This window comes from Longispora sp. NPDC051575, assembly GCF_040681875.1.
Classification (GTDB): domain Bacteria; phylum Actinomycetota; class Actinomycetes; order Mycobacteriales; family Micromonosporaceae; genus Longispora.
Map to the genome: position 1 here is coordinate 65,859 of NZ_JBFAZP010000006.1, position 17,969 is coordinate 83,827.

10 protein-coding genes are annotated in these 17,969 nt (G+C 75.2%); 4 read left to right on the plus strand and 6 right to left on the minus strand.

The window, feature by feature from the left end; translation table 11 throughout:
* Window positions 1–15: 15 nt before the first annotated feature.
* Window positions 16–2,070 carry a phosphocholine-specific phospholipase C gene (locus tag AB0M43_RS17885; RefSeq protein WP_363725912.1) on the plus strand — a complete coding sequence of 685 codons (2,055 nt, stop codon included), beginning with the start codon at window positions 16–18 and terminating at the stop codon, window positions 2,068–2,070.
* Window positions 2,071–2,328: 258 nt separating this feature from the next.
* On the opposite strand, the gene AB0M43_RS17890 is transcribed toward AB0M43_RS17885, so the two are convergent.
* From AB0M43_RS17890 to AB0M43_RS17910, 5 genes are read right to left on the minus strand one after another with little or no spacing between them, the layout of a single operon-like run.
* Window positions 2,329–4,836 (minus strand): hypothetical protein, encoded by a 2,508-nt coding sequence (locus tag AB0M43_RS17890; protein WP_363725914.1) that lies wholly within the window; start codon window positions 4,834–4,836, stop codon window positions 2,329–2,331.
* Window positions 4,833–8,630, minus strand: a complete 3,798-nt coding sequence (locus AB0M43_RS17895) for a DUF5682 family protein (protein WP_363725916.1) — start codon at window positions 8,628–8,630, stop codon at window positions 4,833–4,835. The genes AB0M43_RS17890 and AB0M43_RS17895 overlap by 4 nt, the downstream gene beginning before the upstream one ends.
* A complete protein-coding gene (locus AB0M43_RS17900; protein ID WP_363725918.1) occupies window positions 8,614–9,774 on the minus strand; it encodes an AAA family ATPase in 1,161 nt (386 codons plus the stop codon). The genes AB0M43_RS17895 and AB0M43_RS17900 overlap by 17 nt, the downstream gene beginning before the upstream one ends.
* On the minus strand, window positions 9,771–14,513 hold the full coding sequence (locus tag AB0M43_RS17905; RefSeq protein WP_363725920.1) for a hypothetical protein: 4,743 nt from the start codon (window positions 14,511–14,513) through the stop codon (window positions 9,771–9,773). Before AB0M43_RS17905 ends, AB0M43_RS17900 begins: the two co-directional genes overlap by 4 nt.
* A 3-nt stretch (window positions 14,514–14,516) precedes the next feature.
* A complete protein-coding gene (locus tag AB0M43_RS17910) occupies window positions 14,517–15,389 on the minus strand; it encodes a DUF4132 domain-containing protein (RefSeq protein WP_363725922.1) in 873 nt (290 codons plus the stop codon).
* A 119-nt stretch (window positions 15,390–15,508) separates the two neighbouring features.
* On the opposite strand from AB0M43_RS17910, the gene egtA reads away from it, so the two are divergent.
* Window positions 15,509–16,687, plus strand: a complete 1,179-nt coding sequence (egtA, locus tag AB0M43_RS17915; RefSeq protein ID WP_363725924.1) for an ergothioneine biosynthesis glutamate--cysteine ligase EgtA — start codon at window positions 15,509–15,511, stop codon at window positions 16,685–16,687.
* Here egtA and AB0M43_RS17920 read toward each other — a convergent pair.
* Window positions 16,645–16,860 (minus strand): hypothetical protein, encoded by a 216-nt coding sequence (locus tag AB0M43_RS17920; RefSeq protein ID WP_363725926.1) that lies wholly within the window; start codon window positions 16,858–16,860, stop codon window positions 16,645–16,647. The genes egtA and AB0M43_RS17920 overlap by 43 nt on opposite strands.
* A 214-nt stretch (window positions 16,861–17,074) precedes the next feature.
* On the opposite strand from AB0M43_RS17920, the gene AB0M43_RS17925 reads away from it, so the two are divergent.
* Together AB0M43_RS17925 and AB0M43_RS17930 are read left to right on the plus strand one after the other, a co-directional pair.
* Window positions 17,075–17,506, plus strand: a complete 432-nt coding sequence (locus AB0M43_RS17925) for a MarR family transcriptional regulator (protein ID WP_363725928.1) — start codon at window positions 17,075–17,077, stop codon at window positions 17,504–17,506.
* A complete protein-coding gene (locus AB0M43_RS17930) occupies window positions 17,503–17,916 on the plus strand; it encodes an organic hydroperoxide resistance protein (protein ID WP_363725930.1) in 414 nt (137 codons plus the stop codon). The genes AB0M43_RS17925 and AB0M43_RS17930 overlap by 4 nt, the downstream gene beginning before the upstream one ends.
* Window positions 17,917–17,969 lie beyond the last annotated feature (53 nt).

Consider the following 17,969-nt stretch of genomic DNA (forward strand, 5'->3'; position numbering starts at 1 on the left):
CGGTACACACAGGTCATGACCCCTTCCCTCACCCGTCGGCAGGTGCTCGGCACCGGTGCCGCGGCCGTCGGCGCGTTCGCCGCCAGCTCGCTCCTCCCGCCGTCACTGCAGGCGGCACTCGCCGCGCCCGCGCCGCCCGGCGACCTCAGCTCGGTGAAGCACGTCGTGTACCTCGTGCAGGAAAACAGGTCATTCGACCACTATTTCGGTACCCTACGGGGCGTCCGCGGCTTCGGCGACCCCAACGCCGTCGCCCTCCGCACGGGCAAGCCGGTGTTCGCGCAGCCCACGACCGGCGGGCACGTCCTGCCGTTCTCCGTCCGCGAGGCCGCGAAGACCGGCAACAAGGACATCCACTACATCGGGGACCTCAACCACGACTGGGCCGGCGGGCACAAGGCCTGGGCCGACGGCTGGTTCGACGCCTGGATCGCGGCCAAGGGCCCCGCCACCATGGCGTACTACGACCGCACCGACCTGCCCTTCCACTACGAACTGGCCGACACCTTCACCCTGTGTGACGCGTACCACTGTTCGGTGATGAGCTCGACCAGCCCGAACCGCAACTACCACGTCAGCGGCACCATCGGCTTCGAGCCGAACGGCAAGCGGGCCACCGGCAACTCCGCCTACTCCGAGGACAGCCACGCCGGCTACACCTGGGGCACGTACGCCGAGAAGCTCGAGCAGGCCGGCAAGACCTGGAAGGTGTACCAGGAGCTGGACAACTACCAGGACAACAACCTGGAGTTCCACGCCCCGTTCAAGCAGATCGCCCGCAAGGTGCTCGCCGGCCTGGGCTACAAGAGCATGGACACGTACTACAAGAAGCTGCGCGCCGCGACCGGCGCCGAGCGGACCCGGCTGCAGGACGGGCTCGCCGCCGGGATCGCCACGCTGACGCCGGGCGAGAAGTCCCGCTACGAGCGCGCCCTGACCCGGGTCGAGACCGGCGGACTCGCCGCCGCGTTCGCCGCCGACGTCGCCAACGGCACGTTGCCCCAGGTCAGCTATCTGGTGCCCTCGGCCGCCGACTCCGAGCACCCCGGCGCGTCCTCCCCCGCCGCCAGCGCCAGCATCACCTACCAGATCCTGGACGCGCTCGGCTCGCACCCCGACGTCTGGGCCGGCACCGTGCTGTTCCTGACCTACGACGAGAACGACGGCTACTTCGACCACGTCCCGCCGCCCGTCCCGCCGGCCTCCTTCACCGACGAGTGGGTCGACGGCCAGCCGATCGGCCTCGGCATCCGGGTCCCCATGCTCGTCATCTCCCCCTGGACCGTCGGCGGCTACGTCAACTCCCAGGTCTTCGACCACACCTCGATGGTGCGGTTCACCGAGGAGTGGCTGGGCGTCCGCGAGACCAACATCAGCCCGTGGCGGCGGGCCGTCTCCGGCGACCTGACCTCGGCGTTCTGCTTCGACCGGGGGGTGCGGCCGCCCCGGTTGGCGGCGCCCGGGCCGGTGCCCGCCGCGAGTGCGCGGTGGCGGCCCGTGCCTCCGGCCTCGCAGGTGATGCCGGTGCAGGAGCCGGGGGTACGGCCGGCGCGGGCGTTGCCCTACCAGCCGGACGCGTTCCTCGCCGGGGGGCGGTTGACGGTGCGGAACGACGGGGCCGTGAGCGCGCACCTGGTGGTGTGGCCGTACGCGGCGGAGTTCGCGCGGCCGGTGCATCTGGATGTGGCGGGGGTCGCCGAGGTGGAGGTGCCGGGGACTTCCGGGGCGGGGGCCGGTTACTCGTTCGTGGTGACCGGGCCGAACGGGTTCCGGCGCGAGTTCGCGGGCACCGGGGAGTCCGGCGTCGAGGTGCGCACGTCCATCGTGGGCGAGGGCCGGACGCTGCTGCTGTCGCTCGCCAACACGGGGTCGGCGACCCGGACGTTCGTCATCGACGGGGCGCGGAAGATCAGCGTCAAGCCCGGCAAGGTGTACGAGCTCCGCCAGGGCACGGCGCGGTCCCACGGCTGGTACGAGCTGACCGTGACCGTGGTCGAGGAGGCCGGGTTCCGGCGGCGGCTGGTCGGGCACATCGAGAACGGCAAGGAGAGCGTGACGGCGGAGGTGTGATGCCCCCGATCGGGTGCTCGGCACCGGCGTGGTGCCGGGCACCTGGTCGGCGCCTCTGGCGCTCTGGCGGCAGGGGCAGACCTCACGTTGACGGGTACCTGGACCGGGTTCGGGAGGCGCCCCGCCGGGTGTGGGGTGTCGGATGGTCGCGCATCGGGGTGCCGTGGGAGCGGGTGGCCCCGATGTGGCAGCGATCTCGGGGAAGGTGAGGTGGTCCGGGGCCGGACGACCACACCTTCCCCGAGGTTGTCTGATCGCTCAGCCCGTGGCGCCCCCGTGCTCCTGGGGCAGCCAGGTCGCCTCCGCGAAGGCCCTGGTGGCCGCGTCCTCGTAGACCGCCGCCGACAACCAGGCCAGCGCGTACGCGTGCCCGTCGTCGTCCGCCAGCCGACCGAACGCGTCGCGCGGGCGGTGCCGGGCCGCCGCACCCACCGCCGCCATCAGCGCGGCACCAGTGTCCAGCCGGGCCCTGCGGAGCACCCGGCTCTCGTCCGCCGCGAGCGCCTGCACGGCACGGCCGCCGGAGACGGTGCGCTCCACCTGGGCGCGCAGGAACCGCAGCGCGGGATCGACGGCCGCCCCGGATCGGAACCCACCGTCTACCGGCGGGTCCGCGACGACCCCGGGACCGTCTCCGGCGACGGGACGATCCTCCACCCCGGAAGCGCCCTCCCCGCTGACTTCCAGGACCTCGCCCGGCACGTCACTCCCCGCAGCGTCTGCGGATCCGCCCGGCAGGCCGCTCCCACCAGCGTCCGCCGCCCGTCCAGACACACCGCCCTCTGCAGCTTTCCCAACCCCGCCCGGCGCTTCACTTCCACCGTCGACCGGCAGGTTCACGGCGACACCGGGAGCCTCTCCGGCGGCGGGACGATCCTCCACCCCTGAAGCGCCCTCCACACCGGCTTCCGAGACCTCGCCCGGCGCGTCACTCCCCGCAGCGTCTGCGAATCCGCCCGGCGCGCCGCTCCCACCGGCTTCCCCGGTTCCTCCCGGCACATCGCTCGCCGCAGGTTTCCCGGCCTCGCCCGGCGGGACGCCCACTCCGGGCGGGGCGGGCAGGTGGCTGCGGTGCAGGCGGTCGATTCCCAGGTCGACGCGGCCGGCCCACTCCCCCGGCAGCACCAACGCCGGCGGCCCGTCCCCGGTGACCGCGACCGACAGCGCCCGGACCCGCCCGGGCCGCGAGGCATCGGGACTGCCGACCACCAGCAGCTCGCCGTCCACCGCCTCCCCCAGGATCCGCAGATTGTGCCGGTACGGCAGCTCCGGGTACTCCGCCGCCGCCGTCAGACACAACGGCACACCGTCCACTGTGGTCGCCCACACTCCTTCGGTGTCCGCCCCGCGCACCCGGACCCGGAGGAAGAGCAGGTCGTCCCCGACCGGATGGGCCTGGACCCCCGCCGCGAGCGCCTCGAACGCCCGGTGCACCTGCGCGCCGAGCGGCTGCTCCCACAACCGCGCGGCCGGTACGTCGGCCCACGCGCCGCCGCCCGCCCGGACCGCGCGCACCGACCGGCCCGCGCCCAGTTGGCCGGTGTCGGTGGCGGTCGCGCCGGACAGGATCAGGCCGGCGCGGCCGAGCGCCCGGTAGCTGATCGCGGCCTCCCCGACGGAGACCGTGGACTCGGCGGAACCGGCGACCCGGCCCACCCCGCCCGGGTAGATGTCGGCGACCGCCCACAGGGTGCCGTCGCGGTCGACCAGGTATGTCAGCACCCCGGCGTAGCCCGACTCGGCGACGACGGGGACGGTGCACAGCCCGTACAGGCGGAGGCTGCCCCGGGGGTCGTACGCCCTCCGGGCCGTGCCCAGCAGTTCGGGCGGGGCCTCGGAACCCTGGAGGGCGTGCGCGAGGCCGAGCAGTTCGCGCAGGTCGTCGGTGAGGGCCGCCAGCCGGAAGCCGGGCTGCGCCTCCCGGGCAGACCGGAGCCCGGCGGCCACCCGGCGGCCGGCGGCGGCACCCCGGTGCAGGCCCTGGGCCCGGGCCTCGTGCGCGGCGCGCAGCAGGCCGACGCCCGCGATCACGCCGGACCCGACGACGCCGGTGGCCAGGACCCCGACCCCGGCCTGCCAGAGCCCGTGCGCGGCGGCCCGCTGACGTACGGACAGCGCCGCCGGCCAGTTCCCGGAGAGGGCGGGATCGACGCCCGACCCGCGTGCCCGACCGCCGGCCTTCGCGGCACCGGATCCGGGTGCGGTCGCACCGGTCGACTTCTTCGGGGCCGTCCGGTCGGAGCCGGCGTGGCCGGCCGGCCCGGTGCCGGGCGTCGCTGTGCCGGGCGGTGCGTCCGGTTCGGAGTCGGTGGGGGCGCCGGACCGCGACCCTCGGGACCGGACCTCCGAGTCGTGATCGGTCGGGCCGGAACCGACCGGGAGGAGGTCCAGGCCACCGTCGAACGGGGGTTCGGGGCGCACCGGAGCGCCGTCGGATGCCGCCCCCGGTTCCCCGTCGAACGGCCCCTCCGCGTCCTCGTCCGCCGGTGGGCACAGGACCAGGGCGGCGGTCCGGTGCAGACAGTTGGGCGCGAGCAGGCAGCTGCACCGGGCCGAGGCGGCCGTCCGCAGTACCCCCCGATCGGGGGTCAGGGTCACCGTCGTCTGCTCGTCCACGGTCACCGTGGCGACATCCCCGTCGACCGTCACGGCCCAGCCGGCGGCCCTGGCCACCATGTCGTCGAGCCGTTTGCGGAGCCGACCGGGCAGCGCGTCGACCGCCCCGGCGACCACCAACGGATCCGCTGCCGGCAACGACGCGGTCATCGGACCTGCTCCCCGACCCAGCGGGCCAGCTCCAGCGGACTCAGCGCGGCCACGGGCATCCCGGCGGCCACGAGCTGTTCCGCCACGGACACGCTGTACCGGGGCCGGCCGGTGTCGTCCAGGCTCGCGCAGCCGAGCACCACGCACCCCGACTCGACGAGCGCCCGGGTCTCGGCGAGCAGGCCGCTCACCGGGTACCCCTCCTCGAAGTCGCTGACGACCACGACCATCGTCCGCGAGGGGACGGTGACCAGACTCCGGGCGTGCCGCAGCCCTTTCGCGATATGGGTACCGCCACCGACCCTCACCTCCAGCAGCAGCCCGAGCGGGTCGGACACCCGGTCGGTGAGGTCCACGATCTCCGTGGAGAAGGCGAGAAAATGGGTGGTCAGCGCGGGCACCCCGGCGAGCACCGAGGCGGTGAGCGCCGACCAGATCACCGAGGCCTCCATCGAGCCGGACACGTCCACGACGAGTACCAGTCGCCAGTCGACGCCCTTGCGGGCCCGGGTGTGGAAGACGGGCCGCTCGGGGACCAGCATGAGACTGCCGTCCGGGCGGCGGCGGCTCGCGGCGAGGTTGGCCCGGAGTGTGCGCGGCAGGTTCAGCCGCCCGCCCGGTCGGTGCGTCGGCCGGGGCGTGTTGAGCCCGGCGAGCGCGGGTCGCAGGCGGGTGGCCAGTTCGCGGGTCAGTTCGGCGACGATCCGGGCCACGAGGGGCCGCAGTTTCGCGACGGCGGACTCCGGCAGGGCCCCGGCCAGGGACAACACGGCCTGGAGCAGTTCGATCGAGGGTCGGACCGCGTCGGGGTCGAGCAGTCCCGCCGCCTCGACCCGGCCGGACTCGACGGCGCGGGCCAGCACCTCCTCGCGGACGCCCGCTCCGAACAGGACCTCCAGTTCCTCGGCCCAGTCGCGGACCCCGGGGAACGCGGCCCCGCGCCCGGCCCGGCCGGCGTCGTCGGCGTGCCGGCCCTCGCCGCGTCCGGCACCGTAGAGCTCGTCGAGCGCGGTCGCGTACCGCCCCGCCCGCCCGGCCATCCCGGACGTGTCGCGCCCGAGGAGCAGCCGCCACCGGTCGAGCGGCACCAGCCCCAGGGGCACTCCCGCGTCGGAACTCCCGGCGGCAGGCTCAGCCCGCGCACCTGTCTGCGTCATGGTCGTCCGAGAACCGTCGCTTGCCTCCCCTACTGCGCCCACGTCACCAGGAGTGCGCACCACGACGCCATCCGCGAGGGCCTGCGCATCCGTCGGCAGGGTGCTCCCGGAAACGGACGCCCCCGTCACTCCGGCGACATCGGCCGGTGGGCGCATCGAGCTGGATTCCGCCGACCCTTGTCCCGCCTGGGCGGGCCCGCCAACCGCTGCGGAACTGTCGCCCCCGGACAGCGCACGAGCGGCCCCGGCCTCCGGAGCCCCGGTCGCGGACAGCCCCCAGGTGCCGAGCGCCGCCAGCCCGGCCCGGTCCGCGAGCAACCGCGCGAGCAGCGTGCCGGCGTCCCCGGGCGCGTCGATGTCCGTCCCCCCGCCGAGCCGGGAGTCCACCACGGCCAGCAGCCGGTCGCGCCCGGCCGGGCTGACGGTGTGGAACCCGCCGCGCAGCGCCGGCAACCGGGCGAGGAACTGCTCGTCGGGCAGCGTCTCCACCCGGTCGAGAAGGTCGTCGAGCACCGGCCCGCCCGCCTGGAGCAGCGGTTCGGCGACGGTGAGCAGGCCCGTGAGGTGTGCCTGGAGCACCCGGCGGGCCTGCGGCGTACTCCCGGCGTCCACCCATGACGTGACCCGCAGCGCGAGGCCCGCCTGGTCGCGCCGGCCCAGCAGGACCAGGACGGCGTGCGCGGCGGCGGAGATCACCGGCGAACCGGCGTCGGCCAGGTCGCGGAGCGCCGCCTCGAGCCGGAGCCCGACCCCGAACGCGTCGGACCGCTGGGCGAGGACGGCGAGGGCCGCCGCGTCCGCCGGGTCCTCGGAGCCGGCGAGGCCGTCGAGTTGCCGGACGGCGGCGGTCTCCACCTCGGCGGTGGTCGACTCCAGCGCCGCGAGGGCGTCGGGTTCGGGTTTGCCCAGCCCGGCGATGTGGCCGAGCCGCAGTTGGTCGAGCAGCGCGAGGGCCTCGACGGTTTCGGGCAGGCTCGCGGTGGTGGGCACGATGACGGCCAGTTCGGCGAGCCGTTCGGCTGCCAGCCGGGCCAGCCCGCACCGGGCGGCGGCGGCCAGGGCCCCGAGGACGTCGGCCACTGTCGGGCCGCCCTCGGCCGCGGTGCGCCGGTGGCGTTCGGTGAGGGTGCCGTGCGCGGCCTGGGCGAGGGTGACGCCCCGCAGCCCGGCGAGGTCGAGCATGGCGTCGGTGCCCGGGGTCCACTGCACCCGCCAGCGGGTGGTGAGCCCGTCGGAGCCAGACAGCCCCTCGACGGCCACCGGCTCCGCGTACCGCACGCCGCACACCGCGAGCTGGTGCAGCACGATGTCGCGGCGGCGGTCCAGGTCGGAGCGCAACGGATCCAACCGCAGATCCTTCTCGGGGGTACCGGGTCCCGGCAGTCCGAGCGCCGCCAGCATCCGCTGCACGGCGGGCCGCAGCCCCGAGCGGGGCGTACCGTCCGCCAGCACTCCTCTGCGGTCCCCCACCAGCACGTTCTCCATCGCGGACGCGACGACCCGGCCCCGGCCGAGCACCTCGCCGTGCGCGAGGACGGTGCCCATGGCCTCGACGAGTTCGCCCCGGCCGGGGGCGGGCAGGCCGCGCAGCCGGGCCAGGTCGAGCGCCATCCGGACGGTCTCGCGCGCCTCGGCGGGCCCGGCGGGGTGCCCGGCCGCGCGCAGGTGGGCGCAGACCCGGACGACGGCGGCCACGGCCGCGTTCTCGACGGCGGCGGGGTCGGCGCCGGCCTCCAGGACGGACTGCTGCCAACCGGGGTCCCGGATGCCGGCCGGGTAGCCGGACCGCTCGTCGAGCAGCCCGAACGTGTACGCCACCAGCGACGTCGCGACCTCGGGCCCGGGCGGGGCGTCACCGGCCGCGTCGCCGACGTACAGCGCCGGGGCGTGGAAGGCCCCGACCAGCATGGTGACCCGCCTGGGCCGCCCGGCGACCTCGTCACCGGAGCCCGCCTCGGCCAGCGCCCGCCGCATCCAGGCCTCCCTGCGCAGGTCGAGCGCCGACACCCCGCCCCCGCGCGCCGCGTCGCTCCGCAGCGCCCAGCCGACAAGCAGCGCCGCCCGGCGCACCTCCTCGGGGTCGGCGCCGGGAGCCCGGGCCTCGACGGTCCGGTCCCACATGTCGTCGCCGGGCCGGCCGGTCGCCGCGTCCCGCAGGGCGGTGGCCAGCACCGGGTCCGGCCCGTCACGGTCCTCGCCGGTCCGCCAGGCGGGGTCGGCGAGCGGCAGGTCGCAGGGCACGACGGGGACGCCACGCCGGGCGGCCCACCGGATCGCGGCCAGCTCCGGGGAGAAGTCCGCGAACGGGTAGAAGGCCGGCGGGGAGTCGCCGACGACCCCGGCCAGCGCGACCGGGGCGACGGTGCCCGGGTCGGCGAGCCACGGGATCCAGCCGCCGAGCTCCGGGGGCAGTTCGAGGAGGAGGACGTCGGGGTCGGCGGCGTCGAGGAGGGCCGGGAGGACCGCCGCGAGGGCCGGCGAGTGGTGCCGCACCCCGATCAGGTGCGGCACCGTACTCCCGGCCAGCTCGGCGACCGCCCGCCCGGGCTCCTCGACGAGCACTCCGTCCAGACCGGACAGACCCGGTGACCCGCCGCCGATCGGCCCGCGCCCCGGGTCGTCAGTCGACGAGGACATCGCGCAGCTCCCACAGTCGCCGCCACAGCCGCGCCCCGTCCTCCGCGCGCCGCCGGACGGCCCCGTCCCAGTACCCCAGCAGGGTCGCGCCGTCGGCCGGGTCGTCCTTGCGGACCACGCCGAGGAGGTGGCCGGGCAGCAGGGACAGGACGTCGCGGTCGCCGGGGAAGTACGCGGCGGCCAGGCCCAGCGAGGTGGCCACGGCGACGGCCTCGGCGGTACTCATCACGGTGGAGGGTTTCTGCACGTCCCAGCCCTCGACGGAGCGCCCGCCCCGCAGGTCCCGGAACGCGGTCACCAGCACCTCGAGCACGGCCGCGTCGATCGCGTACGGCGTCGCGGCCCGGGCCAGCGCGGCCGTGGCCTGCCGGCGGACCAGCTCGGTCTCGGCGGCCAGGTCACCGATCGGGCCGACGGTCTCGAAGTTGAACCGGCGCTTGAGGGCGGCCGACATCTCGGAGACGCCCCGGTCGCGCAGGTTGGCCGTGGCGATCAGGGTGAAGCCGGGGGCCGCGTGCACGGTGGCGTCCCCGGTACCCGCGAGTTCGGGCACCGCGATCCGCCGGTCCGACAGCAGGGACACGAGGGCGTCCTGCACCTCGGGGAGGCACCGGGTCACCTCCTCGATCCGGGCCACCGCGCCGGTCCGCATCGCGCGGAGCACCGGCGAGGCGACCAGCGCCTCGGGGCTGGGCCCGTGGGCGAGGAGCATCGCGTAGTTCCAGCCGTAGCGCAGCTGGTCCTCCGTGGTGCCGGCGGTGCCCTGCACGACGAGTTCGCTGGTGCCGCACACGGCGGCGGCGAGCAGCTCGGACAGCATCGACTTCGCGGTGCCCGGCTCGCCGACCAGCAGCAGGCCGCGCTCGCCGGCGAGGGTGACGACGCACCGCTCGACCAGCGCGCGCTCGCCGACGAACTTGGCGCTGATCGCCAGCCGGTCCGGCAGGGCGGCCCCGCGCGCCGCCACGGGCAGTTCCAGTTCCTTGCCTTCGCTGCCGACGATGAACGTGACCACGGCACGCGGGGTGATCCGCCAGCCGGGCGGCCGGGGCCCGTCGTCGTACCCGGCGAGGAAGGCCAGCTCGCCGGCGTGCGCGTCCTCCGCCGGTTCGACCTGGCGGCGGTGGGTGGGGGTGTCGGTCACGGTCGGCGGCGCCTTTCGGTGATGAGCTCGTCGAAGCGGGGGCCGTCGCCCTGGCGGACCCGCTGCCAGGCGACGGTGAACAGTTCGGTCAGCGGGACGGCCGGGACCATCATGCCCAGGAACCACTCGCCGGCCTCGTCGGTGAGCAGCAGCCCCTTCTTCCACGCCTCCATCGGCAGGTTCGGGGCCTTGAGCTCCAGCCAGCCGCCGGGCAGGAACAGCGACCGGCCGGCCCGGCTCCGCTTGCCCTCGACCACGAGGTCGGTGGCGGCCAGTTCGGCGCGGGCCTTCTTGGTCCGGGCGGGCTTCCAGCCGTTCCACTGGGTGAGGTTGCGGTCCGTGGGGTTGGGCAGGGCCAGGAGCTGCAGGTACAGCGTCGCGGCGTCGGCGCTGAGCCCGTGGGTGGCGCTGACCTCCTCGACCAGCGCGGGCACCGCGTCGGCGGGGTTGTGCGGGTCGCCCTCGGTCGCGGTCCGCTGCCCGCCGAGCGTCCGTGCGACCCGGCCGTCGAGCAGGCCGCAGAGCGCGGTGACCAGGTCCGTCGCGCCGACCTCGGACCAGAGCAGGTCCAGCACGGGGTCGCCGAGCCCGGTGAGCTGCGCCGGGGACAGCCGCACCGGCCGCCAGCCGGACTCCGCCGGCACGGTCAGCGGACCGATCCGGTCGCCCTCGGCGGTGGTGGTGACGGTGACGCCGAGCTGTTCGGCCAGCTTCGGGATCTTCTTCGGGTCGATATGTCCACACTGGAGGGTGAGCCCGGGGTGGGCCAGCAGGGCACGGACCCGGTCGACGGCGACCGGCAGCAGTGCCTGCACCGGATCGTCGGCGGGCAGCTCGTGGGCCAGCCAGGGCAGGACCCGGGCCAGGGAGGTCACGAGGTCACCGGCGTCGATGTCGTCGACCGGTCCGGCCAGCCAGCGGCACGTGTCGGCGTTGGAGATGCCGTGCAGCAGCTCGGAGGCCTGGGGCCGGTAGTACTGCCGGGACTTCATCAGCCGCGTGATCAGCGCGTCACCGACCGGGGTGCGGACGCCGTTGCGGGCCACGGCCCACGCGGCGAACCGCGCGATGTCGGGACCGGTGGTGACCAGGTCGGTCGGGTCCTCCGGCAGCAGCAGGCCGAACGCCTCGGCGAACCGCAGGCCCAGCGTCCCCCGGTTCCACGTGTCGTAGCCGGTCGACAGTTCGGCCTCGGTGAGGCCCTCGACCACGAGTTCCTTCAGGGCCTCGCTGTTGATGCCGCTGAGGGCCACGGCGGCCTCGGCCCGGCTGATCCCGGCCGCGACCGACAGCGCGTCGACCCGCGCCGGGTCCCAGGCCACGGGGCCGCGCTCCCGCAGCGCCACGACGAACGGGGTCACGCTGTCCGCGTCGATCCGGCCGTCGGTGAAGATCCATTCCTTCGTGATCCGGGTACCGGGGATGGCGCCGAACGTGCCGTCCGGGCTGAACTCCAGCACGTCGGCGTCGTCGGAGTCCCCGCGCAGCACGACGCCCCGACCGCCGCCCAGGGTGAGCACCTGCGCCTTGGCGAGCACCACGCCCTCGTCGGGGACCACGGTGACCCGGCGGAGCCGGCTGCCCGGGGCCAGCAGGCCGACCTGCGCGCAGTGTTCGACGAAGGCGAGCAGGGTGCTGCGGTGCGCCTCGGGGGTGGTGGGCAGCGCCGCCCGGTACAGCGCGCCGGGGAGCAGCCCGAACACGTCGAACCAGTCGAGGTCCCCGCTGGGCAGGGACAGCGGCTCCGGGGTGGGTTCGCCGGTGAGCACCTGTCCGGCCCACGCCACGAACCGCGCGACGCTGTACTGCTGGTTGTAGCAGTACCGGATGAGCCCGGACAGGGCCGTCTGCAACGTGTCGTCCGGGTAGGGACCGGCCGCCGCCTCCGACTCCGCGTCGTCGGGCAGCTCGCGGCCCTCCAGGATCGCGCAGTACACCCCGAGGGTGGCCGCCTGGCCCGCCGCGACCCGGACGAGGCCGGCGACCCCGGCGACGAGTTCGGGGTGGGCGAGGCCCGGGAGCACCCGGCGGACCAGCTCGGCGACCTGGGCCGGTTCGAGGCCGGCCGCGCCGGTGACCAGCTCGGTGGCCTGCTCGTCGGTCAGCGCCCGGAGCACGGCGGAGCCCGCCTCGTCCCGGGGCCGGAAGTGGTGCCAGTAGTTCACCGGGGGCAGGTAGGGGGTGCCCGCGGCGAACGCGGGCCGGCGCTCACTGGCCGGGTACGTCGCGACGGTGAAGCCGTCGGCCAGCACCGCCGTGTGCCCGTTGTTCATGGAGTGGCCCTCGCGCAGCAGGCCGACGGGGACGTCGGAGCCGGGGAACAGCAGCGCCCCGCCGGGCTGGCCGGTGAGGCGGCCCGGCGTGGGGCGCAGGCCGAGCGGGCCCACGCCCGGGGCCATCGTGAACGACCGGCCGTCGGGGCCCTCGCCGGTGAACCCGCCGTCGGCGGCCTGCCGGACCCGCCAGCCCGCGAGGCCGTCCGCGCCGCCGAGCGGGCCGAGGTGCGCGCCGGGGGCCGGGTAGAGCCGGCACAGGTGCCGGACCAGGAGTTCCCCGTCGCGCGCGCCGTCCTCGAAGAAGGCCGGCAGCGAGGCCCGGCCCAGGTCGCCGGTGCGCGGGTCGAGCTCGAACCAGGCGACGCCGTCCTCGACGCTGCGCTGCAGCCAGTGGGACCGGCCGTCGGAGGCGAGGATGCCGCCCGCCCGACCCGTCCGGTCGCCGGGGTGCAGCGGACGTTTGCCGGTGACGCGCCCGCCGCCCTCCAGGGGCAGGGACCACATGTCGTGCTCGAAGGCGTCGTCGGGGGCGACGAACACGTCGTCGGGGGTGGCCGACCAGTAGCCCGCGCGGTCGGGGCCCCTGTCCCAGCAGACCAGGAGCTGGCCGTCCACGTACCGCAGGACCAGGCGCCACATCCAGCGGCGCTGGTCGGCGGGGATCCGGGTGTGGTGTTCGAGCTCGATCCCGTCGGGGCCGACGACCCGCACGACGGGCGAGTCGTCGCGGGACACGATCAGGTGCGGCCACTGCGGGGTGAGCCGCAGGTCGGTGTCGTCGTCGGGGCCGGTGGTGGCCAGGGCGACGGCCTCGTCGAGGGCCGGCCAGCCGTACTCGTCGAGCACGCCCGCGCGCAGGGTGCGCCCCAGCACGGGGCCGAGCGGGTGGTCCACGATCCGCCGCGCCGCGTCGGGGTGCACGGCGAGGCCCTCGGCGCACGCGAGCCCGGCGAGCCGGTCGAGCTGCGCGGACAGGGTCGGCAGCCCGTGGCCGCCCAGGCCGTCGGCGAACCCGGCGAGCCAGCTCTCGGCGGCCAGCCGCAGGCCGGGGGCCGCCAGCGCCCGGTTCACCTTGTCGACGGAGGCCCGGCCGCCGCCACGGCCGCGCAGGTCGTTCTCCAGGCCGGCGGACAGCGCGGGCAGGAAGCGGGGGTCGCGGGCGACGGCGACCAGGTCGCGGCGGCCCTCGGTCTCGTCGGACAGCCAGTCGTCCACCCGGAGGTTCCACTGGCCCTCGCGGGCCGGGTCGGTGACGGGCACGCCGTGGGCGAGGCACGCGTCGAGCAGGTCCAGCTCGATCTCGTGGCCGCTACCGAGGGTGACGGCGACCCCGTCGGCGACGAGCCGGGGGGCCATCCGCTCGACGAGGGACAGCAGGGCGGCCTGCCGGAGGCGTCGGCGCCAGTACCGCCGGGAGCGGTGGGCCGCGAACCGGGTCAGCCAGCCGGCCGGCCCGTCGGGCGAGGAGGCCTCGGGGGCGGCGTCGCCGGTGAGCGCGTCGGTGGCCCCGGCCTCCTCGAGGATGGAGATCCAGACGGCGTCGTCACAGTTCGTGACGGTCATGCCGAGCAGCTTGCCGCGCAGCGCGGGGTCGCGGGACGCGAGGCGGGCCAGCGTCGACCGGTACGCCGCCCAGAACGACTCCGGGGCCTTCGAGGTGGCCGGCGCGGCGATCAGCTCGCCGAGCACCTCCTCGTCCACCTCGTCGAGGGCGAGCCCGGCGGCCTTGGCGAGCCGGCGCAGGTCGGTGTGCATCGCCGCGTACGGCGGGAGGCCGCCCAGGGTGCGCTCGACGCACAGCCGGCGGAACCGGGTGAACGCCTCCAGCGGGGTGCTGCGGGCCGCCAGGTCGCGGGCGTGCGCGGACAGCGCCTTGGCGGTCAGCGCGCCACCCAGCGCGAACTCCAGGAACACCGCGTGCTGGCGCTCCTCCTCGATGGTCAGCGCGTAGATCCGCTCGGCCTCGCGGGCCTTGCCGAACATGATCGCCGCGTACGAGGAGGACTCGGCGGCCAGGAACGCGCGGCCGGCCTGCTCGTAGTACGTCGGGAGGAAGTGCGGGACGGCGAGGGCGAGCTTCTGGCCGAGGGCGTCGAAGCCGTCCTTGGCGGGACCGACCCGGGAGCCGGCCATCCGGGCCAGCTTCTCGATCTCCTTGACCAGGGCGAGCGCGTGGTGCCCGTTGGCCGGGTCGTTGACGAGGGCCCAGGCGGGGAAGCCGAGGGCGCGCTGCCGGACGATCCCGACCTCGGCCACAGTGGACGGTGCCTGGAAACCGAGGAAGTCCATGGTCAGGTCCTCGGCACCGCCGAGCGTGCCGGGGACCAGCCGCACCACGGTCCGGTCGCCGAACGCGGGGTGCCGGTACGCGCGGGCGGTCAGGGTGTCGACCGTGTCCTCGGCGTCGACGGACGCGCCGAGGGGCAGGACGGCTCCCGCGTCCAACAGGTGGGCGCTGCGCATGTTCTAGGACTCCGTTTCGTTCTTCTCGACGGTGCGGCCCGCGTACAGGGCGGCGGCCATCCGCATGCCCTCGGACCAGGTGACCGGGCCGACCTCGGAGACCGGCAGTGCCTTGCCGCTGGGGCCGACGAAGACCAGGTCGCCGGTCTCCGTCTCGTAGTACGGGTCGTCGGAGCCGATCCAGGACCGGGCCTCGATGATGTCGCCGCCCTCGACGACGCGGCAGACCGCGTAGCCGCCGCGGACCGGGTAGCCCTGGGAGGCCGCGCGGGCCATCAGGTGCCGGAGCTGCTCGAACCGGCCGCCGGAGTAGGTGTCGACGGCGGTGGCCAGCGGGTCCAGGTCGGCGGGGCGGGTCCAGGTCTCGCGGAACAGCTGGGCGACGGTCTGGGTGCCGCCGAGGTCGGCGGCGAACTCGCGCAGGTCGTCGAGCTCCGTCAGCGTCACCGGGTGCGGGATCAGGACCCGCTCGCACGGCAGCCGGACGGTCTCGCCGTCGAGGGTGACGACCCCGATCCCGGCCTCGTCGGCGTGCCGGAGGAAGCCGACCTCCTCGGGGTCCCACTGTCCATTCTGGTCGAGCACGGCGACGACGAGGTCGGTGAGCGTGGTGCGCCAGGTCTCGTCGGCCCAGACCTGGGCGAGCAGTGCCGCCGGGACGGGCAGGGACCGGATCATCCACCGCTCGACGTCGGCGCGGCACTCCGTCCCGTGCCGGGTGAACCACTCGGTGAGCTGCCGCAACCCGACCACCGCCGGATCGTCGCGCAACGTCTTGGGCAGGGTGCGCAGCTCCTTGCCAGCGGCGTTGCGGGACACTATCGAACCCTCGCGCAGGGTCACCTCGTAGCCGCCTGCGGCGGTCAGCCAAGCCATCCGGATGTTTCCTCTCCACTGACGGGACACCGCAGGCTAACCGCCGCCACCGACAATTTCCGAAAGCGGCTGGTGGATGTGCCAGACTCCCTACAGTGCACGATCGGGAGGAGACCGAAATGACGGATATGCAACTCACGATCGACCTGGCGATGTCCCACGTGTCCGCCGTCAGTCTGCGGACCGGCCCCGTGGAGAGGCTCGGGGTGGAGCTCGAATGGCTCGTGCGCGACGCCGCCGATCCGGCGGCGCCCGTGCCCCTCGACCGGGTGCGGCAGACCGTGCGGGACTGCGGCGAACTACCCGGTGGCGGCCAGCTTACCTGCGAACCGGGCGGTCAGGTGGAACTGAGTTCCGCCGCGGGCCTCGGCCTGGCCGGCTGCGTGGCCGACACCGTCGCCGACCTGCGGATCCTGCGCGAGGCGGCCCACGCCAACAACCTGGAACTCCTCGGGTACGGGCTGGACCCGGTCCGCCCCCCGCGCCGGATCGTGGACGCCCCCCGCTACCGGGCGATGGCCGAGTACTTCGCGCCGTTCTCCCCCGCCGGCCAGCTCATGATGTGCTCGACGGCCTCCGTGCAGGTGTGCGTGGACGCGGGCCCGGGCAGCGGCGGCGACCGGTGGCGGCTCGCGCACGCCCTGGGCCCGGTGCTCGTGGCGGCGTTCGCCAACTCGCCGCTCCGCGAGGGCCGGCCGACCGGCTGGAAGTCGACCCGGTGGGCGGTGTGGGACGCGCTCGACCCGGCCCGGACCCGGCCGGTGACGCTGCGGGCGGGCGAGGACCTGCGCTCGGCGTACGCGCGCTATGTCCTCGACGCGCCCGTGATGTGCGTGCGGGACGGCAGCGGGGTGTGGCGGGTGCCGCAGGGGCTGACGTTCCGGCAGTGGATCCAGTCGCCGGGTACCCGCGCGCCGGGGCTCGACGATCTCGACTACCACCTGAGCACCCTGTTCCCGCCGGTCCGGGCCCGGGGGTACCTGGAGCTGCGCATGATCGACGCGCAGCGGGAGGACGGCTGGCTCGTACCCCTCGGGGTGGTGTCCGCCCTGATGGACGACCCGGTCGCGGCGGCCGCGGCGATGGCGGCGACCGAGGAGGTGCGCGGGGCGTGGCAGTCGGCGGCCCGGCACGGCCTGTCGACCCCGGCGATGGCGCGGGCGGCGCGGCAGTGCTTCGCGGCGGCGGCGGACGCGCTGGAGCGGACGAACGCGCCGGCCGAGGTCCGCGCGGCGGTCGCGGACTTCCGGGAGACCTACGTGGAGCGGGGGCGCTGCCCGGCGGACGCCTGCCTCTGAAGCGGACGGCGGCGGGCGGCGCGGCGGACCCGGTCCGCCTCCGCCCAGGCCGCGTCGATGTCGGCGAGCAGCACGGCGGCGGGGTGCAGGATGCTGACCGGGGCCAGGGAGACGGCGGCCGGGGCCAGGGTGGGCTCCGCGGGCCCGACGGTCGGCGGTGGTTGGTTGGACACCCGGCGGAATCTACCGGCCGGGTACGACAGTTCCGCCCGGTTATTCGCCGACCCCCGCCCGCCAGAACCCTTCGACCAGCGCCGATGGCTTATGTCCGTTGCGAATCCGCCGCTTGTTCCGCCGCTTCCCGATGTGTCCCAGGTCACCTCCCGTGCCCCAGCTCACGCTCCGTATCGGTTGTGCACAACTTAATTGGGCACTACCGTTAGCCGCATGGAACTCGAGCTCCGGCACCAGCTGTGCTTCGCGCTCTACTCGGCCTCCCGGGCCGTCACGGCGCTCTACCGGCCGTTGCTCGACGAGCTGGGCCTCACCTATCCGCAGTACCTGGTGATGCTCGTGCTCTGGGAGCGCGACGCCCGCACGGTCAAGGAGCTCGGTTCCGAACTCAGGCTCGACTCCGGCACCCTCTCGCCGCTGCTGAAGCGGCTGGAGGCGGCCGACCTGCTGACCCGCGAACGCAGCCCCGAGGACGAACGGTCCGTGACCGTCTCCCTGACCACCCGGGGCGTGGCCCTGCGGGAGAAGGCCGAGGAGATCCCCGGCCGCCTGTTCTGCGGCACCGACCTGGCCGGCGACGAGCTGGCCGAACTGCGCGACACCCTGACCCGCCTCACCGACAAGATCCAGCGGAGGAACACGTGAAGGTTCTCTACACCACCGAGGCAGTCTCGACCGGCGGCCGCGACGGCCAGGTCCGCACGGCCGACGGCCTGCTCGACACCCAGGTCGCCACCCCGAAGGAGCTCGGCGGCCCCGGCGGCGCCACCAACCCGGAGCAGCTCTTCGCGGCCGGCTACGCGGCGTGCTTCCACTCGGCGCTGCGGCTCGTCGCCGGCAAGGCGGGCGTCGCGATCGACGGCTCGTCCGTGGCGGCCGAGGTCGGGCTTGGGGCGAACGGCGCGGGCGGCTTCGGCCTGACCGTGGCGCTCACCACCTCCCTGCCGGGCGTGCCGGCCGAGCAGGCCGAGGCGCTGGTGGCCAAGGCGCACCAGGTGTGCCCGTACTCCAACGCGACCCGGGGCAACATCGACGTCGCCATCGCGGTGGCGTAGCACCACCCTTTACGGCTGCGGCCCGTCCGGCGACCCCGCCGCGACGGGCCGCA

Bases quoted from the DNA above. Each gene is read 5' to 3' on its own strand.
- AB0M43_RS17885 (WP_363725912.1), top strand. From the start codon at position 16: ATGACCCCTTCCCTCACCCGTCGGCAGGTGCTCGGCACCGGTGCCGCG.
- AB0M43_RS17890 (WP_363725914.1), bottom strand. From the start codon at position 4,836: ATGACCGCGTCGTTGCCGGCAGCGGATCCGTTGGTGGTCGCCGGGGCG.
- AB0M43_RS17895 (WP_363725916.1), bottom strand. From the start codon at position 8,630: ATGTCCTCGTCGACTGACGACCCGGGGCGCGGGCCGATCGGCGGCGGG.
- AB0M43_RS17905 (WP_363725920.1), bottom strand. From the start codon at position 14,513: ATGCGCAGCGCCCACCTGTTGGACGCGGGAGCCGTCCTGCCCCTCGGC.
- AB0M43_RS17910 (WP_363725922.1), bottom strand. From the start codon at position 15,389: ATGGCTTGGCTGACCGCCGCAGGCGGCTACGAGGTGACCCTGCGCGAG.
- egtA (WP_363725924.1), top strand. From the start codon at position 15,509: ATGACGGATATGCAACTCACGATCGACCTGGCGATGTCCCACGTGTCC.
- AB0M43_RS17925 (WP_363725928.1), top strand. From the start codon at position 17,075: ATGGAACTCGAGCTCCGGCACCAGCTGTGCTTCGCGCTCTACTCGGCC.